Source organism: Sorangium sp. So ce302, from assembly GCF_051530145.1.
In the GTDB taxonomy this organism is placed as follows: Bacteria; Myxococcota_A; Polyangia; order Polyangiales; family Polyangiaceae; genus Sorangium; species Sorangium cellulosum_B.
Window position 1 is genome coordinate 4,179,232 of record NZ_CP150326.1, and the last position, 22,338, is coordinate 4,201,569.

Consider the following 22,338-nt stretch of genomic DNA (forward strand, 5'->3'; position numbering starts at 1 on the left):
AGGTGTCAACCGGTGTCGGCGAGGGGCGGACCGGCAGCGCGGCGGACATCGGTCTCAATCTCGTCCGAGCAAAGGGACTTTGGGGCGAGCGGCGGCGCCTGTTCGCCCGGTCGAAGCGGGCCTCGGCGTCGCCTTCGGGGGAGCGCCCGCCGCCCCGCGCGCGGCCGGCCTCGCGCTGGCGCTCGCGCTGGTCGCGGGCTGGGTGGGCTCCGCGGCGAGCGCTGGCGCGGAGGCGCTGGGCGTCGGCGCCGACGGCTCTGCCGACAGCGTCGCGCTCGGCGCAGCGGTCGCGGCGGCGCTCGCCGAGCCGGCGTCCGGCGCAGCGGCCGAAGGCGACGCGGCCACCGCCGGATCGGCCTGGGCCCCGGCGCGCATCAGGAGCCAGGTCCCTGCGCCGAGCACCCCGAGCCCGAGGACGACCGCGGCGGCGACGAGCGGGGCTCGGCTTGGCGCGATCGGTGTGATGTTCCCTGAAGGGACGGACGTCACCGACGTCTCCATGGTCGCCGCGAGGGGCACGACCGGGGAGCGAGACGGGTGCTCCGGCCCCATCGGGCCGACGCTCGTCGCCACCGGCGGCATCATCGAGGGCGCGGTGATCGCCGGCACGGTGAGCGCTGGCGCGGTGAGCGCGGGTGCTGGCGTGGCGAGCGCGTGCGCCGAGGGGCTCGCCAGGGCCCAGGGCGGCGTGGTCGGGCGGGGCGAACGCCCGCTGCTGGACGGGGCGAGGACGAGCAGCTCGGAGAGCGCCTGCGCCGCCTCGCTCGCGAGGCGGAACCGCGTCGCTGGATCGACGGCCGTGGCCCGAGCGAACCAGCCATCGAAGCTCGGCGGCAGCACCACCCGCTGCGACATCGCCCGGTGGACCGGCGGCTCCTGAGGCCCGTGGACGACCACGAGCGCGAACGCGATCACGTCGTTCGCGCTGAGCGCCTCCGGGCTCCAGTACGGCGTCCCCACGAGCAGCGTGTACGCGATCATCCCGAGCGCGTAGATGTCCACGGCGCTGGTGAGCTTCGTGTCGGTGCGGAACTGCTCGGGCGCCATGTAGATGGGCGTCCCGAGGCTCCGCGTGATGCCGGCCGCCGTCCCGCCCTCGGCGAGCAGCTTCGCCACGCCGAAATCGAGGATCTTCATGCGGGGCGTCCCGTCGTCCCGCTGGGTGACGAACAGGTTCTCCGGCTTGAGATCCCGGTGGATGATGGACGCCGCGTGGGTCCGGTCGAGGGCCGACGCGGTCTGCTGGAGGTACGTCGCGACCTCGCCGGGAGGCAGCCTGCCGAGGCGCTTGAGGCGCTGGCCGAGCTCCTCGCCGCGGAGCAGCTCCATCACGAGGAACGGCATGCCCGTCGCCTCGTCGATGCCCGCGTCGAAGACGTCGACGATGTACTCGCTCTCGATGTCCGCCGTGATCTGCGCCTCGCGCTTGAAGCGGCTGCGCATCTCCTCGCTCTGGAAGAGGTACGCGTGCATCACCTTCAGCGCCCGGCGGCGGTTCGTCTCGATGTGCACCACCTCGTAGACGGACCCCATCGCGCCCACGGCGAGGAGGCGCGCCACGCGATAGCGGTGCGCGAAGACCGTTCCGTCCGCGAGCGTGCCCGACACGGCGGGAGGGTCGCGCGCGGCGGCTGTCGCGTCAAGGTTCCAGGGACCCCGAAGGGCGGCGCGCGCTGCGCGGAGCGGCGGCCGCGACGCCGCGACGCCCAGCTGCGCGCATCACCGCGCCCGTGCGCATCGCAGCCCCGCGCCGGCGAAGTGGCCGTTCGGCGAGCGCTCCTGGAAGGCGGAGGTGAGCAATGTCTCCTTTCCGCTGCGCCAGCCCCCGCCCCAGATCATGTGGTTCGTGTCGGGGGTGAGGACGGCGCAGTCATCGCACGCGATCGGGTCGTCCGCGGCGAACGAATCCAGCACCCACTCCCACACGTTTCCCCCCAGATCCGCGTGTCCCCACCGCCCGTCTCCCCGCGGCGACCTCGACCCGCCCGGCTGGAGGTCCGCGATCTCGCACGATCCATCGAGACCGCAACCGTACACCGCGTAGCTCTCGTCGGGCTCCGGGGCGCTCTCCGGGCTCGACCATGGATACGTGCGCTGCTCGTCCCCGCCGGCGGCCGCGTAGCGCCGCTCTGCTGCCGTGGGCAGCCGACCGCCGTCCCACGCGCAGAACGCGAACGCCACGTACCAGCTCACGCAGGCCGCGGGCAGGAGCTCGTGCTCGCCCACCTCGTCGGTCCACGAAAAATAGGGATCTTCGCAGTGAAGCGACGCCGACAGCGCCGTCCGGTCCACGGGCAAGTTGGCGTCCCACGCGGCGCGCCACCCGCTGTCCGGAATCTTCGGGTGTGCTCCTGCCCCCACCGCTGGCCAGCTCGCCGGGTACTCCGACAGGAACGCCCGGAACCGCCCCACCGTCACCTCGAATCGATCCAGCCGGAGGTCGCTCACCGTCGCCAGCCGCGGCTCGGCGTCGCCCCGATCGAACGTGCCTCCGGGCACCACCAGGCTCCCGCAGCAGCCCTCGTCTCCGCGCGGCCCGCAGATCGCGTCCATCTTGGCGCAGCTCCGAGGGACGATGCAGCGCCCGTCGTCACACAGGGGCGCCTCCGCCGGGCACTCGGGTTCGTCCTGCCACGCTCCGCCTTCGTCGCACGTCTGCGGCCTGTTCTGCGCGCACCGCGCCTCCTCTGGCGTGCACGTCTCGGCTCCACCTCCACCTCCGCTTCCGCCGCCCGCCAGGTGGTACGGCTTGTCCACGCCCACGATCGCCGTGCAGCCCCCGATCACGAAGCATGCCCCCGTCCACATCGTCACGGCAGACGCTGCGATCTGCATCAGCGCCACGCTCCGAGGCGCTCGACCAGCGCGGACCGGACCGCGCGCAGCGGACGCCAAGCCTCCATCCCAAGAATCTCCATGCGCGGGATTCTACTGACATTTCGCCTCGCGAGAGGGCCCGCTCGACGCCGCTCTGCCGCCGTGGGGAGGGAGGTGCGACCGGCGCCCTCCTCCGCAGCGCCGGGCTCTGCCGCGCGTGTCCTGATGCATCGCGGCTTCTGTCCTTGCGCGCCGGCCGACATCCGCGCCGACATCCGCTCGGGGCGAGGCGTTCCGGCCCGGCGGGCGCTGGTTGCGCGAGGTCGTCGGGCAGATACCATCGCTCGCTGAAGATGGCTGTACTCACGCTCGAGCAAGCGGCGATCCCGCTCCGGCAGGCGTACCGGGAAGGTCGCCTCATTCCCTTTCTGGGCGCGGGCTTCTCTGCCCCGCTCCGGCTGCCGATGTGGAAGGAGCTGATGGGGTGGATGGGCGCCGCGCTCGGGTTCGAGCCAGCGCTCTTCGAGCTGCACGGCTTGCCCCCGCAGCTCGCCGGCTTCTTCGCCCGCGAGTGCGCGGGCGGCCTCGACAGTTTCATCGCCGAGATGCGCGCGCGCTTCCACGCGCGCGAGGTCGACGAGCGGCGCAGGAGCTCGTGCCAGCACAAGGCCCTGGCGCGCCGCGACTTCTCGACCATTTACACGACCAACTTCGAGCACCACATCGAGGAGGCGCTGCGGGACGCAGGAAAAGAGGCCGTGGCGCTCGCCAGGTTCGACGACTTCGCGCGGTGCCCGGCGCAGGGGGCGTGCCACGTCATCAAGTTTCATGGAGATCTCGACTGGCCCGAGACGGTGGTGCTCACCGAATCGCAGTACTTCGGCCGCCTCCGGCTCGAGGCGGCCCCCGATCAGCGCCTGCGGGCCGATCTGCTCAGCAACAGCTTCCTCTTCCTCGGCTACAGCTTCGGCGACGTCGACATCCGGTACATCTGGTACCGCATGGAGCAGATGCGCATCGAGGGCAGCCCGCAGCTCGCGAGGCGCGCGTCGAACCGCCGCGGTTACTGGGCGACCTTCGGCGCCGGGCTCGTCCAGCCGGCGCTGCTCGAGGACTGGCACATCGACGTGATCGAGCTCGACCCGAACGACAAGACGAAGAGCGTCGTGGACCTGCTCGACGCTTTGGACGCGTGAGGGGACGGGTGAGGGCGATGGTCATGGTCTATTTCGTCTCCTCGAACCACCGCAAGGTCGCGGACATGACCTATGTGTGGAAGGACGCCCCGACGCCGCTCCGCGTCCTCCGGCTCGACGTGCCCCAGATCCTCTCCTCGGATCTCGACACCGTCGTACGCGAGGAGGCCCTCGCCGCCTACCGGCTCTCCCTCGTGCCGCTCTTCGTCGAGCACGGCGGCCTCTTCATCGAGCACCTGAACGGCTTCCCGGGCCCGCTCGCGATGCCGTTCTGGGAGCGGCTGCAGGACCGGATTTGCTCCCTCATCCCTCCGGGGCAGTCGCGCGCGGCGCACGTGGTCCAGAAGGTGTGTTATTGCGACGGCCGGACGCTGCGTGTCTACACGGGCAGCGTCCCCGGCGAGATCGCCGTCGAGCGGCGGGGAGACGAGGGCATCCACTGGGAGCCGATGTTCATCCCGGCCGGGCACACGCGCACGCTCGGGCAGATGCCGCGTGACGAGCGCCTCCGGTGCTCTGCGAGCGCGGAGGCGCTGCGGGCGTTCCGGTTCGATCTCGGGCTGTGATCGCGGAGCGCGGCGCTCGCGCTCCCCGCAGCTCCGCGCGCTGGCCACGGTGGTGCTTGACTTCCGGATCGCTTTGGAGTTCCTAACCGTCCACGACCGCGGCAAGGGGGCGAGAGCCTGATGTCCGGCGCTCCTCCCCCCGCGCTCAGAGGTCGTCCCCATTTGGCGCGGAGGCGATTCATGGAGTTCAGACAGCTCGGCGGGTCAGGGTTCAAGGTACCGGTGCTGAGCCTCGGGACCGGGACGTTCGGTGGCTCCAACGAGTTCTTCCGGGGGTGGGGCGCGAGCGACGTGGCCGAGGCGACTCGGCTGGTCGACGTCTCGCTCGAGGCCGGGATGAACATGTTCGATTCGGCCGACATCTACTCCGACGGGCTCGCCGAGGAGATCCTCGGCCACGCGATCAAGGGCAGGCGCGACAAGGTCATCATCTCCACCAAGGCGACCTTCCGGAGCGGCAAGGGCCCCAACGACGTCGGCTCGTCGCGGTATCACCTGATCCGGTCGATCGAGGGGAGCCTGCGCCGGCTGCAGACGGATCATATCGATCTCTTTCAGCTGCACGGCTTCGACGCGGTCACGCCGCTCGAAGAGACGCTCGGCACGCTGGACGATCTCGTGCGAGCGGGGAAGATCCGCTACCTCGGATGTTCGAATTTCTCCGGCTGGCACCTGATGAAGTCGCTCGCGGTGTCGGAGAAATATGGTCTCTCTCGGTACGTGGCGCACCAGGCGTATTATTCGCTGGTAGCGCGCGACTACGAGTGGGAGCTGATGCCGCTGGCGCTCGATCAGAAGGTCGGCGCGGTGGTCTGGAGCCCGCTGGGCTGGGGGCGGCTCACGGGGAAGATCCGGCGCGGGCAGCCGTTGCCGGAGGTCAGCCGGCTCCGGAACAAGCTGTCTGTCGAGGGGGGGCCGCAGATCGACGACGAGTACCTCTATGGTGTGGTCGACGCGCTCGACGCGGTGGCGAAGGAGACGGGCAAGACCGTCCCGCAGATCGCGCTCAACTGGCTGCTGCAGCGGCCGAGCGTCGCGAACGTGATCATCGGCGCTCGCAACGAGGAGCAGCTTCGACAGAACCTCGGGGCCGTCGGCTGGAACCTCGCGCCAGAGCACATCGCGAAGCTGGATGCTGCGAGCAAGACGAAGCTGCCGTATCCCTACTTTCACCAGGTCGGCGCGTTCACGGAGCGCAATCCGTTCCCTGTCGCGCTCTGACGGTCGCGGCCTGGCCGCGACCGGCGGCTGATCCTGCGCGGAGGCCCGGCTCGGGGGCGCGCACCGCACCCGAGCCGTGGATGGCGATCCCGTGGCGAGGGCCGGTCAGGGCAGCACGGCGGTGGCGTCCGGCGTGGCGGCGTGCAAATCAGCGGTCGTGCTCATTCTTTGCGACTTCGACGGGACCATCACCTGCGACGACCTGACGAACCGGATCTGGGACGCCCACCTTCGCTATGACTGGCGGCAGGCGCTGCTCGCGCCTGCCGCCTCCGGCGAGCTCACGCCGTTCGAGCTCCTCCGCCGCGGCTACGCCGACGTGGATCGCCCGGCCGCCGAGCTCCTGGCCGAGCTGCGCCCGCACGCCGAGCTGCGGTCGGGCTTCGCGGATCTTCTGGCCCTGTGCGCCCGCCGGTCGTGGGTGTTCCACGTGATCAGCCACGGCCTGCCGTTCTACATCCGCGAGTTCCTGCCGCCGGGCACCGCGTTCTCTTGCTTCGATGCCGCCTTCGATGGGCGCTGGCGCGTGACCGTGCCGGAGACGGTGCCGCTCGGTCCCGGCGAGGACTTCAAGATCCGCGTGCTCGACCAGCTGAAGGCGGCCACCGGCGAGACCTCCACGGTCTACATCGGCGACGGCCGGCTGGACTACCCCGCGGCGCGGTGCTGCGATCGCGTGTTCGCGGTGCGGGACAGCGCCCTCGACGTGCTCTGCTCCCGCGACGGGATACCGTGCACACCCTTTGACGGCTTTGCCGAGATCTGCGCGGCGCTCGAGAGCAGCGGCACCCCTGACGGGGAGCGCGCGCAGCGCGCGGCCGACGCTACGCCGACACCTGGCTGATCCATCCGAGGTTCATCCAGCCCGAGGACCCTCTCGCCTCGGGTTGCGCCTGCTCGATCGCCGCCGCAGGCGCGGCGCGGCTCAGATGTGCTTCGGCGGGTTCAGCTTGTCTTCCGCCGACCTCCGCTGGACGAGCGCCTTGGCCTTCTCGTAGAGGACCCGCAGCCGCCCGCCCTCGGGCTCCCAGTACTCGGCGCGCTCGACATAGAGCTTCAGGAGGGCCGCGTGAGGGTGGGAGGGGCCGGCCGGCAGCCACGCCTTCCACGAGGGCTTCCAGAGGCTCCGGATCTTCTCCTCGTTCCTCTCGATCGTCGCGCGCGCCGAGATCGAGATGTACGCCCGATCCCGCGGCCTGTAGCAGCAGACCGCCACCTGGTGCTCGCGGGCGATCTCGCCTGTCTTCGCCGCCTCGTCCTCCGTCACGAACCAGAGATCGCAGTCCATCAGCTCGGCCGGCTCCTGGATCTCCATCGGCCGCCCCCGCATCAGCCCCTCGGGGGTCATCGTGACGAGCATGGCGGTGTCGAACTCCCTGAGGAGCGCGTGCAGCTCGCTCATGGAGCCGCGGACCTGAGCCCTGGCCCCCGGCTCCACACTCCGGTGTTGCTCTCCACTCTGGTGTTGCATGCGGACAAAGCTGCTCCGCGGACCCTGGCCCGCAAGCAGGGGTGCGCCCTGACCCGTGTACCGCAGCAGCCTGGCGGCGCTCCGGCGTGACCCGAGGCGCCGCGCGCTGCAGAACGGTCCAGGCGGCTCGGCTCACACTCGCGGGGTTTTGCGCAGTGGACGGCGCGATGCGACGCCTTGACGCGCGTCCGCTCGGCAGATCGGGCGCTCTCCTGCCGCCAGAAGTGCCAATCTGCGGGCCCTCGCGGGCGGCACACTCCATGCGTTTGCGGGCGCGGGGGCACACCACAACTCCGCCCAGCAGGCTCTGCCATGACCGCGTTTTTGGACGACGTCGACCCTCGTATCCCCGCTGTCCCGATCCGGGACGAGACCGCCCGGATCCGGGAGGATTTCCTCGTGCTCGCCGCGCACGAGATCAGGACGCCCGTGACCTCGCTCCTCCTGCAGCTCCAGCTGACGAAGCGGATGAGCCAGCGGGAGCCGGAGAAGACCCCGGCGTGGGCGGCGGCGATGCTGGCCGTCTTCGACCGTCAGCTCGGCCGTCTCGCCCGGCTCTGCGACGACATGTTCCAGGCGAGGCACGGCGGCCTGGCCCGCGGCGCCCCGACCCGTGAGCCGGTCGAGCTCGTCGGGCTCATCCGCGAGGTGCTCGCGACGGCGGTCGCGCACCGGCCGGCCGCGTGCGGCGCCATCTCGGTCGCGGCCGAGGGCCCGGTGATCGGCTGGTGGGACCGGTCTCACATCGAGCGCATGGCGTTCCACCTGATCAAGAACGCGCTCACCTTCGGCGAGGGCAAGCCGATCTCGATCGAGGTGCGCGCGACGCGCGCGCGGGCGCGGCTCATCGTGCGCGACCGCGGCATGGGGATCGCGCGGGAGGACCAGGAGCGGATCTTCGCGCGCTTCGAGCGGGCAGTCCCGGTGGAGCGCTTCGGCGGCCTGGGGCTCGGCCTGTACATCGCGCACGTCGCAGCGCGCGCGCACGGCGGCGCGATCCGCGTCGAGAGCGAGCTCGGCTGCGGCGCGGCGTTCATCGTCGATCTCCCGCTCGCCCCGCGGCGGCCGCAGCGGGTGAGGGCGGCGCGGCGCTCCTCGTCGATCTCCTCGCCGATTCCCCCCTCGCGCCCGGCGCGGGCGCGGCGCGGGCGCGGCGCGGGCGGGGCGCGCGCGCCCGAGCTTCCCCTGGGCGCGCACCTCAAGCTCGCGCAGGTCAAGCAGGTGCACCAGCGCCTGCTGCGCCCGCACTGACGCGCGCGCGGGCGGGTCAGCCGTCCAGGAAGCGGGCGAGCAGGCGCAGGCCGGCGGCCTGGCTCTTCTCGGGGTGGAACTGCGTCGCCGTGACGTTGTCCCGCTCGATCGCGGCGGTGATGCGGTGCGGGCCGTGCTCCGTCGTCGCCGCGACCAGCGCGGGGTCGAGCGGGACGGCGTGGTAGCTGTGGACGAAGTAGACGAAGGGGCGCTCGCCCGCGAACACCGCGAGCGGGCCCCGCACCTCGCGCGCGAACGCGATGCGGTTCCAGCCCATGTGGGGGATCTTGATCCCGACCCAGGGCTGGCCGGCGACCGCGTCCGCCTCGGCCGCGCTCGGCTGTGGGGTGAGGCGCTTGACGGTGCCGGGGAACACGCCGAGCCCGCGCGCGCCCTCCGCCTCCTCGCTCCCGTCGAAGAGCGCCTGCATGCCGAGGCAGATGCCGAGGTAGGGCGTCCCCTTCCGGATCTGCGCGCGCAGCGCCTCGCCGATGCCGCTCTGCAGCGCCGCGGCGCAGTCGCGGAAGGCGCCCTGGCCGGGCACCACGACCTTGTCGGCCCGGCCGATGATCTCCGGGTCGCCCGTGCGCGTCACCGCGCACGGCGCGCCGGCGTCCTCGGCGGCCTTCTGGAGCGCCCGCTCCACGGAGCGCAGGTTGCCCATCCCGAAATCGACGAGCGCGATGGCTTGCATGGCTCAGAGGCTCCCCTTGGTGGACGGGATGCCGGCGACGCGCGGCTCGATCCGGGTCGCCTTCATCAGCGCCTTGGCGAACGACTTGAAGCAGATCTCGACGATGTGGTGCAGGTTGTCCCCCTCGATGAGGCGGACGTGGAGGTTCGCGCCGACGCCGCGCGCGAAGCCCTCGAAGAACACCGGGGCGAGCTCGACGTCCCAGGTGCCGAGCTTCGCCTTGGGCAGCGGCACCCGCCAGACGAAGTAGGGCCTGCCGGAGAGGTCCAGCGCGCACTGCGCGAGCGCCTCATCCATGGGGAGCGTCGCCTCGCCGTAGCGGGCGATGCCCGCCTTGTCGCCGAGCGCCTTCTGCACGGCCGTGCCCAGGGTGATGCCGCAGTCCTCGGTCGTGTGGTGGCCGTCGATCTCGACGTCGCCCTCGGCGTGGATGGTGAGATCGAACAGGCCGTGGCGGGCGATCTGATCGAGCATGTGCGTGAGGAAGGGGAGCGGCGTCTTGATCTCCGAGCGGCCCTGGCCGTCGAGATCGATCTCGATGCGGATGTCGGTCTCGCGCGTCTTGCGCTCGACACTGGCGATGCGGGGCATGGCGCGTAGGGTAGTCGCCCTTCGCGGCAAGGGAAGCGGCGTGATCCCGATGACGTCGCAGGTAACGCGGCAATGGCCTTGGACGCGAGCGCCGGATCGCATAAGGTGGCCCCCTGGATAACGTGGCGGTGGTGGCGCCCTGGAGGCAGCCCCAGCGCGGGAGCGTTCGTGAGCTCACCGGTCACCGAAGGTCAAGTTCTATCGGGGAAATACCGGGTCGAGCGCATCCTCGGGCAAGGGGGCATGGGCGTCGTCGTCGCCGCGTTGCACGAGCAGCTCCAGCAGCGGGTCGCCATCAAGCTGCTCCATCCCGGCGCCAACGACGAGATGGTGGAGCGCTTCGTGCGCGAGGCGCGCGCGGCGGTGCGCCTGAAGAGCGAGCACGTCGCGCGCGTGCTCGACGTCGGGACGCTCGAGACGGGCGCGCCGTTCATGGTGATGGAGTACCTGGAGGGGAGCGACCTCCAGGAGACGCTGCGGCGGCGCGGCCCGCTCGAGCTGGAGGAGGCCGTGGGTTACGTGCTCGAGGCCTGCGAGGCCATCGCCGAGGCGCACGCGGCCGGCATCATCCACCGCGATCTCAAGCCGGCGAACCTCTTCCTCACGCGCGCGGCGGACGGCAGCGGCATGGTGAAGGTGCTCGACTTCGGCATCTCGAAGGCGCTCGCGGACCCGTCGACGGCGGGGGCCGAGCCGGAGCTCGGGCTGACGAAGACGGCGATGGTGCTCGGCTCGCCGCTCTACATGGCGCCCGAGCAGATGCGCTCGGCGCGCTCGGTCGACGCGCGCGCGGACGTCTGGTCGCTCGGCGCCATCCTCTACCAGCTGCTCACCGCGCGTGTCCCCTTCGACGCGAGCTCGCTGTCCGAGCTCATCCTGATGATCAACACCGAGCCGCCGCCGCCCCCGACCACGTTCCGGCGCGACCTGCCGCCGGGCCTCGAGGCGGCGATCCTGCGCTGCCTCGAGAGGGACGTCGCGAAGCGCTTCAAGTCGGTCGCCGAGCTCGCGGGCGCCATCGTCGATTTCGGGCCTCCGCTCGCGCTGGCCTCGCTGGAGCGGATCGAGCGGACGCTGGGGCTCGTCCCCGCGGTCTCCTTCCGGGACCGGGCGAGCTCCGTGCGCGAGCGCATGAGCACGCCGCCCCCCTGGCAGACGTCGCAGGAGCGCGTGAGCGGCGTCCCCGCGGCGACGGCGCGGCACAGCGCGGCGCCGCCTGCCGGCGCGACGGCGGGCGGCGCGGTCGGCGCGGTCGGCCATACCGCTGGCCCGGCGGGCACCGCGCCTGGCTGGACGGCCGGCGGCGCCGCGCCCGGGGCGCGCTCGCGGAGCGGCGTCGTGCTCGCGCTGGCGGTGGTGGGCGCCGCCGTGGTGCTCGGCGGGATCCTGCGCTTCGTCACGTTCCATGGCGGCGCGGACGCTCCTCCCGCCGACCCGTCGGCCGTTGCGGCGACCGCCTCCGCCGAGCCCTCGGCGCCCGCGACGGCGGCCCCGCCCCCGCCGGTCGCGCCTCCGGAGGTGACCGCGGAGCCGCAGCCGCCGGCGACCGCGGCGCCGTCAGCGACGGTGTCCCCGGTGGCGACCGCCGCGCCGGTGGCCACCGCGGCGCCGCTGTCGACCGCCGGGCCGAAGGCGCCGGCGAGCGCGACGCCGGTCGCCACGGGGCCTCGGCCGAAGCCCACCGCCGCGCCCTCGGCCCCACCGGCCGCGACCGCCGCGCCGACCGCGACCGCGACCGCGACCGCCGCGCAGCCGGGGAGCATCTTCGATGTGCTGAACGACAAAGGTAAGCCCAGATGAGTTGGCCAGGAAGCGAACGGCTCCCGCTGTGGAGCAGCAGGAGCCTGCGCGTCGGCGCCGCGGTCGCGCTCGGCGGCGCCGTGCTGACGGCCCTCGCGCCCGCGGGAGCGCAGCCGGCGCCTGCGGTGGCGCAGCCGGCGCCCGCGGGGGCGCAGCCGGCGCCCGCGGGGGCGCAGCCGGCGCCTGCGGTGGCGCAGCCGGCGCCCGCCGCGGGCGCGCCTGCCGTCCAGGGGCCGCTGTCCGCGACGCTCACCGGCGAGGCCAAGGCCGAGTACGAGGCCGCGCGGATCCTCTTCAACGACGGCGACTACCGCAACGCCATCATCAAGTTCGAGCGTTCCTTCGAGCTCTCCGGCGACCCGCGGCTGCTCTGGAACATCGCCCTCTGCCAGAAGAACCTGAAGCGCTACGCGCGCCTCCTCGGGACGGTCGAGAAGCTCCTCAGGGACGCCGGCCCCCAGCTCGGGGAGCAGGATCGCAAGGACGCCGCTGCGCTCATCGAGGCGACGAAGGCCTACGTGAGCCGGCTCGATCTGAAGGCCAGCGAGGCGGGGGCCACGGTCTTCGTCGACGGCGAGGAGGTCGGCCAGACGCCGCTGAGCGAGCCCGTGCTGCTCGACGTCGGCACCCGGAAGATCCGGGTGACCAAGAAGGGCTTCAAGGACGTCGAGGTCTCCCAGCAGGTGGCGGGCGGCGGCGAGGTGACGGTCACGGCCACGCTGGAGAAAGAGGTCCATCAAGGGCGGCTCATCGTCACGGCGGCGCCGAACGCCGTCATCTCCATCGACGGTCGCGTGGTCGGCCGCGGCGGCTACGACGGCCCCGTGCCGAGCGGCGGTCACGCGCTCCGCGTCACGGCGTCCGGCATGGTGACGCACCAGTCCGAGGTGATGATCCAGGACAACCAGACGCGCCGCGTGCAGGTCACGCTGGTCCCGCAGCCCAAGCAAGGGAACGTCGAGACCTGGCTCTGGATCGGCGGCGGTGTGCTGGTGCTCGCGGGCGCGGTCCTGGTCGCCACGGGGGTCTTCGGCCCGGAGCCGCCGGTCGACGGCCGCACGTCGCCCGGCTCGGTCTCCCTGTCCCGGAAGGGCGGCGCCACGTTCACGATCCCCTTCGGGGGTGGCCGATGAGCGCCGTCGCCCGGGCGGCGCTCGCCGCGCTCGTCGCTGTCGCGGCCTGCGGGTGCTCTCCGCCGGACGAGATCATGCTCGCCGTCTCGACGGATCTCGAGATGCCCAAGGACTTCGGCGCCCTCCAGGTGCAGGTGTTCGAGGGCGGCACCCCCAAGTTCTCGGCGACCTACGAGCGGCTCGGCGAGTCCGATGCCGCCGCGCGCCTGCCGGCGACGATCGGCTTCTACTCCTCGAGCGGCGGGGGCGACTCGATCCGGATCAAGGTCAGCGCCCGCATCGGGAACGAGCTCGGCGCGCCGCGCGTCCTGCGCGAGGCGGTCACGAGGATCCCGAAGAACCGCGTCGCGCTGCTGACGCTGCCGCTCAACTTCCTCTGCGACGACTCGGGCGAGATCGAGGCGAACGGCGACGTGGTGAACAAGCACTGCTCGGAGGGGCAGACCTGCGTCGCGGGGGCGTGTGCATCGAGCGAGGTCGACGCGGGCGCGCTCCCCGACTACGCGCCCGCGGACGTCTATGGCGGCGGTGACGGCGACGGCGACGGCGATTGCTTCGACGTGACGGCCTGCTTCCAGGGCACGACGCCTGCGGAGGTCGACGCGGCGTGCTCGATCGCGGGCGAGGGCGGGGTCCCGCTGAACGTGGCGCTGGAGACCGCGGCGGGCGACGGGATCTGCGATGACGCCGAACGTTGCCTGGTGGCGCTCGACGCCGGCAGCGCGGATGGCTTCGGGGTAGCGGAGGACGGGCGGATCCAGCTGCCGACCGCCGTCTGTGATCAGGTGGCCGCCGGCAAGATCGCGGCCGTCGTGACGTCGCCGGTCACGGCCGCGTGCGTCCAGAAGACCGTGGGCCTGCCGACGTGCGGGCCGTGGTCGGCGTCGGGCTCCGTGAATCCGTGATGATGGAACCGCCAAGACGCCAAAAGACGCCAAGAAAAACTCAAATTCTGGGCGTCTTTTGGCGGTTCAAAAGACCTTACCTTTGGCCGAAATCCCCCTCCACCCAACCGAGCGCTCGCCGTCCGGCGTTCCGGCAGGTCGCGATCTGGGCGAGCGCTCGATATCGACGTGCCGTCGAGAGCGTGACCTGACTTGACGCTCGTCGTCCGGCGCTCCGACAGGTCGCGATGTGGGAAAGCGGTCGATAGCGACCCGCCGTCAAGGACGTGACCTGAGCTGACGCTCGTCGTCCGGCGCTCCGGCAGATCGCGATCTGGGAGGACGCTCGAACTCGGGTGTCCCGTCGAGAACGTGACCTGAGCTGACGCTCGTCGCCAGGCGCTCGCCCAGGTCGCGATCTGCCCGAGCGTCGGAGCTCGACGTGCCGGCAAGATCGCGACCTTCCCGCGAACGCGGTGCCCAGGTCCACACCTGGGCTTTCCTTCAAAATTACGCTGCGCGCCAGATCGGGGCTGCCTTCCTCCGGCTCCTGTGAGCCTCGGCCCATGACGGGCGCTGGTGAGGGCCGTCACGTCACGTCGGTCACCCCGAGGCGCGCCTTGGGGCCGCCCTGCGCGCTCCGCGGTTGCTCCTGTAATCGGGTGTCATCGACAGGACACGAGAGCGGCGCTTCCCTGGCACGACGCGCTGTCCCCCACGTGGAGGTCTGTCCCATGTTGAAACACCTGATGATTGAAGAGATGGTCGCCCTCGTCGCTCCGTGGATCGAGGATGCCCAGCGGAAGCGGCTGTTCCTGTCGATCCCGGAGATCGCCGGGCTGCACGACAAGGTGGCCGAGGTCCACGGCGCCGTGCTGGCGGTTCGCCCGAGCAGGACGGGCGTGTCGGCCGGGATGACGGCCTTGAACGACGAGCTCTCGAAGGTCGACGAGCGCCACGATCACCTGGCCAAGGCGGTCTCGTACGGCATCGACGCGCACCGCGAGCACTGTCTGGCGGAGGAGCCGCCGGACGTCGCGGGGGCGGAGGCGTGTGATCGGGCCCAGGCCAGGCTGTTCCCGACCGGGCTCGCCATCATCAAGGCGTCGCCCACCGCGGAGTCGGGCAACACGGCGCGGATCGCCCGGCTCCTCGACGAGGAGCCCTCGACCGCCGCGTTCCTCAAGGCGATCCCGGCGCCGGGCAAGACGACGCTGCTCCACACCGTGCAGCGGTGGCTCGCGTCGGGCAAGGAGCTCTCGACGATCGAGCACCGGCGGGACGTGCTCGCCGCCAAGGAGAAGACCGCGCCGGTCGTGAACGCGACGATCCTGGCGGCGCGCAATCAATGGCTCCGCGTCGTCGCCGCGGTGCTCTCCAACCTGGAGATCTCCAGCGCTCCCGCGGAAGCCATCGAGACGATCCGCGGCCCCGTCCTGAAGGCGTCCGAGCGAGCCGGCAGGCGCTACGCCGGCGGCAAGGCCGGGAGCGCCGGCGCCGAAGGGCCTCGCCAGCCGGCGGCAGCGGGGGAGGGGGGCGCCGCCGCCGGAGGCGCGCCCGGGGTCAGCCCGCCCGTGGAGTGACGCGGCCGTCGGCGCGCGTCACCCGCGCCGCCGCCGCCACCGCGCGAGGAGCGCCGCGGCGGCGAGCCACGCCGCTGCCGAGCCCGCCGCCCCGTCGGCGCCCGCCGCGAGCCCGCAGCCGTTGCCGTGCGCCCGGGGATCGCCGCGCAGCGGCCTGAGGGTGGCGCCCTCGCCGCCCGAGCCGTCTTCGCCGCCGTGGCCTCCGCCGCCGCCCGCCCCGGGGTCGCCGCCGCCCGAGCCCGCGTCGGCACCGCCCGAGCCCGGGTCGCCGCCGCCCGCACCGTCTTTGCCGCCCGCGCCGCCGCCTCCGCTGCCGGCGTCATCGGGCACGCAGCCGCCAGCCACGCAGGTGCCGCCGGGGCAGCGGGCGCCCTCGTTGGGGAAGAGCGCGCACTCGCCGTGCCTCGGGTGGCACTGCGCGGAGGTGCAGGCGTCCCCGGAGGGCGCGCACACGACCGGATCGGCGCCCTTGCAGACGCCGCCGTCGCAGGCGTCGGTCCGGGTGCAGGGGTCGCCGTCGTCGCAGGGCGTGCCGTCGGGCTTCGCCGGCGCGCTGCAGTCGCACGCGTCGCCGACGTCGTCGCCGTTCGCGTCCTCCTGCCCTTCGTTCGAGAGGAACGGGCAGTTGTCGCCGGCGTCAGGCGCGCCGTCGCCGTCGTCGTCGTCGTCGCACCGGTCGCCGTAGCCGTCGTCGTCGCCGTCGCTCTGGCTCGGGTTCGCCGTGAGCGGGCAGTTGTCGCCGTCGTCGGGCGCGCCGTCGCCGTCGTCGTCGCCGTCGCACGCGTCGCCCTCGCCGTCGCGGTCGAGATCGGACTGGTCGGGGTTCGGGATGGAGAGGCAGTTGTCCACGCCGTCCTCCACGCCGTCGTCGTCCCTGTCCAGCGCGTTCAGATCGCACGCGTCGCCTCGGCCGTCCGTGTCGGCGTCGGCCTGATCGGGGTTGGGGACGAGCGGACAGTTGTCGGCCTCGTCGCCCCGGCGGTCGTTGTCGTCGTCGTCGTCGCACGCGTCGCCGCTGTCGTCCGGCGGCGACTCGTCCTTGTTGTTCTCCTGCCCCGCGTTGGGCGCCGACGGGCAGTTGTCGACGTCGTCGGGCACGCCGTCTCCGTCGTCGTCGGGATCGCAGGCGTCGCCCGCGCCGTCGCCCTCGAGGTCCGACTGATCGGCGTTCGGCGTGAGCGGGCAGTCGTCGTCGCCGTCGAGGACGCCGTCGCCGTCGTCGTCGGGATCGCAGACGTCGCCCGCGCCGTCGCTGTCGGCGTCGGCCTGAGCTGGGTTCCGCGCGGACGGGCAGTTGTCGTCGAGGTCCTTCACGCCGTCGTCGTCGCCGTCGCCGTCCACGTCCCAGTTGACGACGAAGGCCCGCTCGGCCACCGATATCCCGGCGAGCGCCGGCGCCGGGAGCGCGTCGAGGTGGGCCGCACCCGCGTGGGAATCGGCCCGGCTCGCGCGCTGGCCGCCGAAGTGCATGACGACCCGCGTCTCTCCGGGCGGCAGCTGCAGGGTGAACTCGACGACGGGCCCCTGCGTCTCCGCGCAGTCGAAGGTGGCCATCCCGACGCTCCCCGGGGCGATCACCGCGGAAGGTCCGTAGAAATTGAAAAAGAGGCTCGGATCCCCCGCCATGTCGTTGGCGTCGTCGGTGGCGAGCCATCGATCCGCCGGCGTGAACTCCAGATCGCCGGTGTGCGACTGCGTGATGGTGGTAGCGCCGTCGGATCCGACGTTCGTCTCGATCCGCACGACCGTTGCCCGCTCTCGGGTGGTGGGGTTGTGGAGGATCTCCAGGAAGCGCGCCCAGCCCTCGTCGGTCGGCACGTACACCTTGCGGGTGACCTCCAGATCGCCGAGGAGCGCCGGCCCGTGGACGAACTGCCTCCCGTCCATCTCCTCCACCCGGGCCGAGGCAGGAAAGGCGACCCCGTCCACCCGAAGCAGCATGCCGCTGTCGAAGGCGTCATCGGTCCCGTCGCTGATCACCCCCTCCGTCCCGACGTCCCACCGGAAGTTGAGACCATCGACGAGCGCCTGAACGGGCCCTGTGACAGCGCACTGCGCCGCCGCGCTCCGCGGCGCCGCCGCGAGGGCCAGCGCGGCGCCGACTGCTGTGGCCATGACGGTTCGCTTCATCATCACTCTCTTGCTCCCCGGGCCGCGCCTGACGGCTTGACCGCGCTCGTCAGCGCTCCGACGTCGCCCGCCGGCTATCTCTTCTCCAGGACGAGGAGCTGCACGCGCCGGTTCTTCTCCCGCCCGGCCGCGCTCCTGTCGTCCGAGATCGGCTGGCTCGCCCCGTATCCCTTCGCGACCAGCCGCTCGGCCGCGATGCCCTTCCCGACGAGCCACCGGCGCACGGCCTCCGCGCGAGCGGTCGAGAGCGTCTCGTTGAACCTGGCGTTGCCGGCGCCGTCCGTGTGCGCGGAGACCTCGATCTTCACCCACTCCGGGTGCTGCTCGATGACGTCGCGCACCTCGGCGAGCACCGCCTCGCTCTTCGGATCGATCGGCGCCGGATCATTCTTCAGCACGCGGAACACGACGGGCTCCAGCAGCACGATCTGCTCGCCCTGCACACGCACCCGCGTCGGGCAGCCGCTCGCGGGCGCGTCGCCGCTCGCCGGGCCCTTCTCGCGCGGGCACGCGTCGGCGTCGTCGGGCAGGCCGTCGCCGTCCTGGTCCGTGGGCTGGCGAGGACCAGGGGGGCAGCCAGGGCGCGTCGCGCCGCCCGCTGCGTCGCCCTTCTCCGCGGGGCACGCGTCGAGCGCGTCGGGCAATCCGTCGCCGTCCTGGTCGGCGGGGCAGCCGCGCCGCGACGGATCGCCGCCCCCGGAGCCCGCGGCCGCCCGGGGGCAGAGGTCGTCCGGATCGGCGACGCCGTCCTCGTCCTCGTCCTCGACGGGGCAGCCGCTCCTCTTCGCGTCGGCGCTGGCCGGGCCGTGCGCGTACGGGCACGCGTCCCGCGCGCCGGGGATGCCGTCCATGTCCGGATCCGCGTTCGCGCCGGCCTCCGCCGCCGCGCCGGCGGGCGGCGGCGCCGGGGGAGCCCACGCCACCGTCCCCATCGCGCGGAACGACGGCGTGCCGATCGCGTCGCCGATGCCCGGACCGGCGGCCGCCCCGACGACGAGGCCAGCGAGGGGGCGGAGCCGGGCGCCGAGCAGGAGCTCGGCGCTCGTCGTCCTCTCCACCTCGACCCGCTCGCGCGCGGTCAGCGACAGGGAGCCGCCCTGGAGCATCGTCTCGGCGTACACCTCCGGGCCGAGCTGCAGCCGCTCGTCCCAGAGGAGCACGCCCGCGCCGCCGCCATAAGCGAGCGTCGAGGGGCTCTCGGAGCTCCGCATCACCGCGCCGGCCGCGACGCTCCACACGACGCGCGCGATGCGCCCGCCGAGCAGGAGCTGCGGCGTGACGCGGACCGCGCCCTCGCCGACGTACGCGTCCGAGCTGCCCGTGGGCACGTGCAGGGACGCGCTCGTGCCGAGCTGGAAGGGGTCGCCGTCGTCGCCGAGCAGCCGGACGCGCACGCCGAGGCGCAGATCCCCGAGCTCCGGGGAAGACGGCGCCTCGGGGGCGCCCGCGCCGGCCGCCGCCGCGGCGCCGTCGCCGCTCTGGGCGAGCGCGAGCGGCAGCGACGCCGAGACGAGCAGCCGATCCCACAGCGAGAGGGAGCCGCCGACGTGGAGGAGCGACTGGCTGCCGACGATCGCCCGCTCCGGCGAGGCACCGCCTCCGAGCGTGAGCGGATCCTCCGCGTGGTCGAACAGGGCGAGCCCGCGCGGGACCAGGTGCCCTCCAATGAACGGCGACGGCACACCGAAGAGCGGATCACCCGCGGGTGTCGGCTCGAACCGGCTGAGCGCGACGGCGCCAGGCCCCTCCGCGCGCGCGGAGGAAGGGCCGAGGGCGATGCCGATCAGCGCGCCCGCGAGCGCCGCGCCCACCGTGATGAAGCCTCTCATGGGCGCCGGATGGTATCCCCGCCACCGCAAGCGGAGCAAAGGCGATTTGTCCGAGACGTTTCCAACAGTTGCTCGTGCGGCGCGTGCATCGGATAGCATCGCGGTAATCCGAGGTGGAGAGTCGGAGAGTCGGAGCGCGGCCATCGCGGCGTGCCTCCGCCAGCAAGGAGCATCGATGCGAGGGAAGCACCTGGGCCATTGGGGGCGCGCCATCGCGGCCGCGCTCGGCGTGTGGCTCGCGGCGGGCGTCGCCGCGGCCCAGCCAGCGCCCGCCGTGCCCGCCGCGACGCCGCCCGCGGAGACGCCGCTCGCGGAGTCGCTGACCGGGATGGCCAGGGCCGAGCACGGGGCGGGCGCGGCGCTGTTCGACGACGGCGACTACGCGGGCGCGCTCGCGCGGTACGAGCGCGCCTACGAGCTGTCGCGCGATCACCGCCTGCTCTGGAAGGTGGCGCTCTGCCAGAAGAACCTGCGGCGCTACGCGAAGATGATCGCGACGCTGCGCCGGATGGAGGCCGAGGCGGGCGCCGCGCTGTCGGCCCGCGACAAGCAGGACATCGCCGACCTGATCCAGGCGGCCGGGGCGTTCGTGTCCCTCCTCGAGATCACGGCGAGCGAGCCGGGGGCCGCGGTGTTCGTGGACGACGAGCCGGTCGGGACGACGCCGCTCGCCGCGCCGGTGCCGATCGACATCGGCGAGCGCCGCATCCGCGTGTCGAAGCCGGGCTTCGTCGATTTCGTCCGGCAGGAGAAGGTCGTGGGCGGCGGCAGCGTCGCGCTCGTGGCGCGGCTCGACCGGGCGGTGAACCGGGGGCGGCTCGCCATCGCGGCGGGGCAGGACGATCTCATCGCGATCGACGGCAAGGTGGTGGGCAAGGGCCGCTGGGAGGGGTCGGTGCAGAGCGGGACCCACGCGCTGCGGGTGACGGCGCCGGGGATGACGCCGCACGAGGCGCAGATCCTGGTCCGCGACGACGAGCGACGCCGGATCGACGTGTCGCTGGAGCGCGCCGCGCAGCGGGGCGGCGCGAGCAAGTGGCTCTGGATCGGCGGCGGCGCGGCGATCTTCGCGGGCGCGCTCGTCGCGGGCTCGCTGCTCTTCGAGCCGGGGACGCCGGCGGAGCAGGGCAGCCTGGGCACGGTCCCGCTCGGCTTCGGAGGGAGACGTTGATGCGGATGAAACGGACGAAGCGGACGAAGCGGACGAAGCGGACGGGACCGATGTCGGCGGTGGTGTTGCTCTCGCTCGCGGCGGCGGCGGCGGCGGGTTCGGCCTGCGGCGGGGAGAAGGGGCAGCTCATGGTCGTCTTCCAGACGGACATGTCGCTGCCGAAGGACATCGATACGGTCCGGATCGAGGCGACGCTCGATGGGTCCGTCGTCTACGACGAGACGTTCGAGCGGCTCGGGAGCGAGGGGTCGATCCTCCTGCCGGCGACGCTGGGCTTCCTCACGCCCGACGACCCGTCGCAGGCGCTCCGGGTGCGCGTCATCGCGAGCCGCGGCGGGAAGGACGGGGTGCGCCTGCTCCGTGAGGTGCTGACGACCGTGCCCGAGGGGCGCACGGCGACGCTGCACATGCCCATCCAGTTCCTGTGCGACGGCTCGGCCGAGGTCGAGCGCGACGAGCAGGGCAACGCGCTGCGCGACGCGGAGGGCAACGTGCTCGTCAAGAACAGCTGCCCCGAGGGCCAGAGCTGCGTCGCGGGCTCGTGCGTGCCGCGCGAGGTCGACTCGCGCGAGCTGCCCGATTACGAGGCCGTGGCCGTGTTCGGCGGCGGGGCAGGCGACGGCGACGGGCTCTGCTTCGACACTCTCCAGTGCTTCGCCGGCGCCGCGTCGGCGCCGGTCGATCTCGAGGCGTTCGCCGCGGACGGCACCGTCTGCCGGGCCGCCGCGCCGAGCGGCGACGTGAACGTCGCGCTGCTCACGCAGGGTGGCGGGATCTGCGGCGAGAGCGCGTGTTTCGTGCCGCTCGACGCGGAGAGCGACGCGGGCTTCCGGGTGGAGGAGGGCAACGTGCTCCGGCTGCCGGTCGAGGTGTGCCGGCGGGCGCAGAGCGGCAAGCTCGCGGGGCTCGCGATCGCGGCGGCGGGCGAGGGGCAGTGCCGCAGGAAGGGCACGGATCTGCCGACGTGCGGCCCGTGGTCGGCGCTGCGGGGCGGCGAGTCCACGGAGCCCGACGCGTCGGCGCCCGTCCCCGTGGCGGTGGCGCAGGTCCACCCGGTGTCGCTGCAGGTGGCGGCGGGCGGCGTGACGTGGATCGCGGGCGCCACGTTCGACGGCGAGGGGATGGCGCAGGAGGACGGGGCGCTGAAGACGGCGCCCGTGGACGGCGGCGAGCCGCTGATCCTCGGCGCGACGCAGGCCTCGCCGCGGGATCTCGCGATCGACGAGGTGCGGCAGGTGGCCTTCTGGACGAACGCGGAGGACGGCACGCTGAGGGTGGTCCCGCTCGCGGGCGGCGAGCCGCGCGTGCTGCTCGCGGATCTGGAGCAGCCCGAGGGGCTCGCGCTCTCGGGCGGCGCGCTCGCGTGGACCGAGCTCTGGGGAGGCGGCGTGTTCCGGGCGCAGCTGAGCGGCAGCGGCGCGGAGGTCGCGCTCGGCGCGCCGGAGGAGCTGACGCCGCCCGGCACGGCGTTCTCGTCGCCCTACCGCGTGGCCAGCGCGGGGGACACCGTGTGCTGGACGTACCAGGGCACGCTGGGCAGGACCGACGGGGCGGTGGCGTGCCGCGTGGGAGAGGCCTCGGTGACGATCGCCGCGGAGCAGCTCACCCCGCGGGAGATCGCGCTCGACGTGGACGGGGAGGGGAGCGCGGCGGCGGTCTACTGGGCGAGCTTCGAGGGCGGCAGCGTCTTCCGGGCGGATCTGAGCGGGGCGGAGGCCGGCGCGCCCGAGGAGATCGTGTCGGATCAGGGCCAGCTGAACGGCCTCGCGGTGGACGAGGGGCACGTGTACTGGACGCGGCGCGACGCGGGGACGGTCGTGCGCATGCCGAAGGGGGGCGGGGAGCAGGAGGTGCTTGCCTCGGGGCAGGCGCGGCCGGGCGACATCGCGGTGGACGAGGCGACCGTCTACTGGATCAACGAGGGATCGCCGGACGGCAGCGACGGCGCGCCGGTGAAGGACGGGGCGGTGCTGAAGCGCGCGAAGTGATGGGGACGGCGGC

18 protein-coding genes are annotated in these 22,338 nt (G+C 72.9%); 11 read left to right on the top strand and 7 right to left on the bottom strand.

Features of this window, described 5'->3' with window-relative positions; all coding sequences use genetic code 11:
* Positions 1 to 54: 54 nt before the first annotated feature.
* Positions 55 to 1,608, bottom strand: coding sequence for a protein kinase domain-containing protein (locus tag WME73_RS15950; protein ID WP_437916264.1), 1,554 nt, complete (start codon positions 1,606 to 1,608; stop codon positions 55 to 57).
* Between the two features lie 111 nt (positions 1,609 to 1,719).
* Positions 1,720 to 2,835: a formylglycine-generating enzyme family protein gene (locus WME73_RS15955; RefSeq protein ID WP_437916265.1), complete on the bottom strand. Its 1,116-nt coding sequence runs from the start codon at positions 2,833 to 2,835 to the stop codon at positions 1,720 to 1,722.
* 335 nt (positions 2,836 to 3,170) lie between these two features.
* Here WME73_RS15955 and WME73_RS15960 point away from each other — a divergent pair, with 335 nt between their 5' ends.
* The 4 genes from WME73_RS15960 to WME73_RS15975 all read left to right on the top strand — a co-directional run bounded on the left by WME73_RS15960 (position 3,171) and on the right by WME73_RS15975 (position 6,644).
* Positions 3,171 to 4,013 (top strand): SIR2 family NAD-dependent protein deacylase, encoded by an 843-nt coding sequence (locus tag WME73_RS15960; RefSeq protein ID WP_044964899.1) that lies wholly within the window; start codon positions 3,171 to 3,173, stop codon positions 4,011 to 4,013.
* A gap of 17 nt (positions 4,014 to 4,030) precedes the next feature.
* Positions 4,031 to 4,579, top strand: coding sequence for a non-canonical purine NTP pyrophosphatase (locus WME73_RS15965; RefSeq protein WP_437916266.1), 549 nt, complete (start codon positions 4,031 to 4,033; stop codon positions 4,577 to 4,579).
* Positions 4,580 to 4,759: 180 nt separating this feature from the next.
* A complete protein-coding gene (locus tag WME73_RS15970) occupies positions 4,760 to 5,800 on the top strand; it encodes an aldo/keto reductase (protein ID WP_437746314.1) in 1,041 nt (346 codons plus the stop codon).
* Positions 5,801 to 5,876: 76 nt separating this feature from the next.
* On the top strand, positions 5,877 to 6,644 hold the full coding sequence (locus WME73_RS15975; RefSeq protein ID WP_437916267.1) for an HAD-IB family phosphatase: 768 nt from the start codon (positions 5,877 to 5,879) through the stop codon (positions 6,642 to 6,644).
* Between the two features lie 81 nt (positions 6,645 to 6,725).
* On the opposite strand, the gene WME73_RS15980 is transcribed toward WME73_RS15975, so the two are convergent.
* On the bottom strand, positions 6,726 to 7,202 hold the full coding sequence (locus WME73_RS15980; RefSeq protein ID WP_437299854.1) for a pyridoxamine 5'-phosphate oxidase family protein: 477 nt from the start codon (positions 7,200 to 7,202) through the stop codon (positions 6,726 to 6,728).
* A gap of 381 nt (positions 7,203 to 7,583) precedes the next feature.
* On the opposite strand from WME73_RS15980, the gene WME73_RS15985 reads away from it, so the two are divergent.
* Positions 7,584 to 8,522, top strand: coding sequence for a sensor histidine kinase (locus WME73_RS15985; protein WP_437746316.1), 939 nt, complete (start codon positions 7,584 to 7,586; stop codon positions 8,520 to 8,522).
* Between the two features lie 16 nt (positions 8,523 to 8,538).
* On the opposite strand, the gene hisH is transcribed toward WME73_RS15985, so the two are convergent.
* Positions 8,539 to 9,216 (bottom strand): imidazole glycerol phosphate synthase subunit HisH, encoded by a 678-nt coding sequence (gene hisH, locus WME73_RS15990; protein WP_437916268.1) that lies wholly within the window; start codon positions 9,214 to 9,216, stop codon positions 8,539 to 8,541.
* A gap of 3 nt (positions 9,217 to 9,219) precedes the next feature.
* A complete protein-coding gene (hisB, locus tag WME73_RS15995) occupies positions 9,220 to 9,807 on the bottom strand; it encodes an imidazoleglycerol-phosphate dehydratase HisB (RefSeq protein WP_437552686.1) in 588 nt (195 codons plus the stop codon).
* A gap of 168 nt (positions 9,808 to 9,975) precedes the next feature.
* Between hisB and WME73_RS16000 the strand changes: the two genes are divergently transcribed.
* The 4 genes from WME73_RS16000 (at position 9,976) to WME73_RS16015 (ending at position 15,207) form a co-directional block, all read left to right on the top strand.
* Complete coding sequence (locus WME73_RS16000) at positions 9,976 to 11,607, top strand: serine/threonine-protein kinase (protein WP_437916269.1); 1,632 nt, start codon at positions 9,976 to 9,978, stop codon at positions 11,605 to 11,607.
* Complete coding sequence (locus WME73_RS16005; RefSeq protein ID WP_437916270.1) at positions 11,604 to 12,740, top strand: PEGA domain-containing protein; 1,137 nt, start codon at positions 11,604 to 11,606, stop codon at positions 12,738 to 12,740. Before WME73_RS16000 ends, WME73_RS16005 begins: the two co-directional genes overlap by 4 nt.
* Complete coding sequence (locus WME73_RS16010; RefSeq protein WP_437872171.1) at positions 12,737 to 13,645, top strand: hypothetical protein; 909 nt, start codon at positions 12,737 to 12,739, stop codon at positions 13,643 to 13,645. Before WME73_RS16005 ends, WME73_RS16010 begins: the two co-directional genes overlap by 4 nt.
* Positions 13,646 to 14,358: 713 nt before the next feature.
* A complete protein-coding gene (locus WME73_RS16015; RefSeq protein ID WP_437916271.1) occupies positions 14,359 to 15,207 on the top strand; it encodes a hypothetical protein in 849 nt (282 codons plus the stop codon).
* An 18-nt stretch (positions 15,208 to 15,225) separates the two neighbouring features.
* Here the strand turns inward: WME73_RS16015 and WME73_RS16020 are convergent, their stop codons facing one another.
* The gene (locus tag WME73_RS16020; RefSeq protein WP_437916272.1) at positions 15,226 to 17,322 is read right to left on the bottom strand and encodes a thrombospondin type 3 repeat-containing protein; all 2,097 of its coding nucleotides are present in this window, start codon (positions 17,320 to 17,322) and stop codon (positions 15,226 to 15,228) included.
* An 89-nt stretch (positions 17,323 to 17,411) separates the two neighbouring features.
* Complete coding sequence (locus WME73_RS16025; protein ID WP_437916273.1) at positions 17,412 to 19,166, bottom strand: OmpA family protein; 1,755 nt, start codon at positions 19,164 to 19,166, stop codon at positions 17,412 to 17,414.
* Positions 19,167 to 19,341: 175 nt separating this feature from the next.
* Here WME73_RS16025 and WME73_RS16030 point away from each other — a divergent pair, with 175 nt between their 5' ends.
* Positions 19,342 to 20,337, top strand: coding sequence for a PEGA domain-containing protein (locus tag WME73_RS16030; RefSeq protein ID WP_437746324.1), 996 nt, complete (start codon positions 19,342 to 19,344; stop codon positions 20,335 to 20,337).
* Positions 20,337 to 22,325, top strand: coding sequence for a hypothetical protein (locus tag WME73_RS16035; RefSeq protein ID WP_437916274.1), 1,989 nt, complete (start codon positions 20,337 to 20,339; stop codon positions 22,323 to 22,325). The genes WME73_RS16030 and WME73_RS16035 overlap by 1 nt, the downstream gene beginning before the upstream one ends.
* The last annotated feature ends 13 nt before the right edge of the window (positions 22,326 to 22,338 follow it).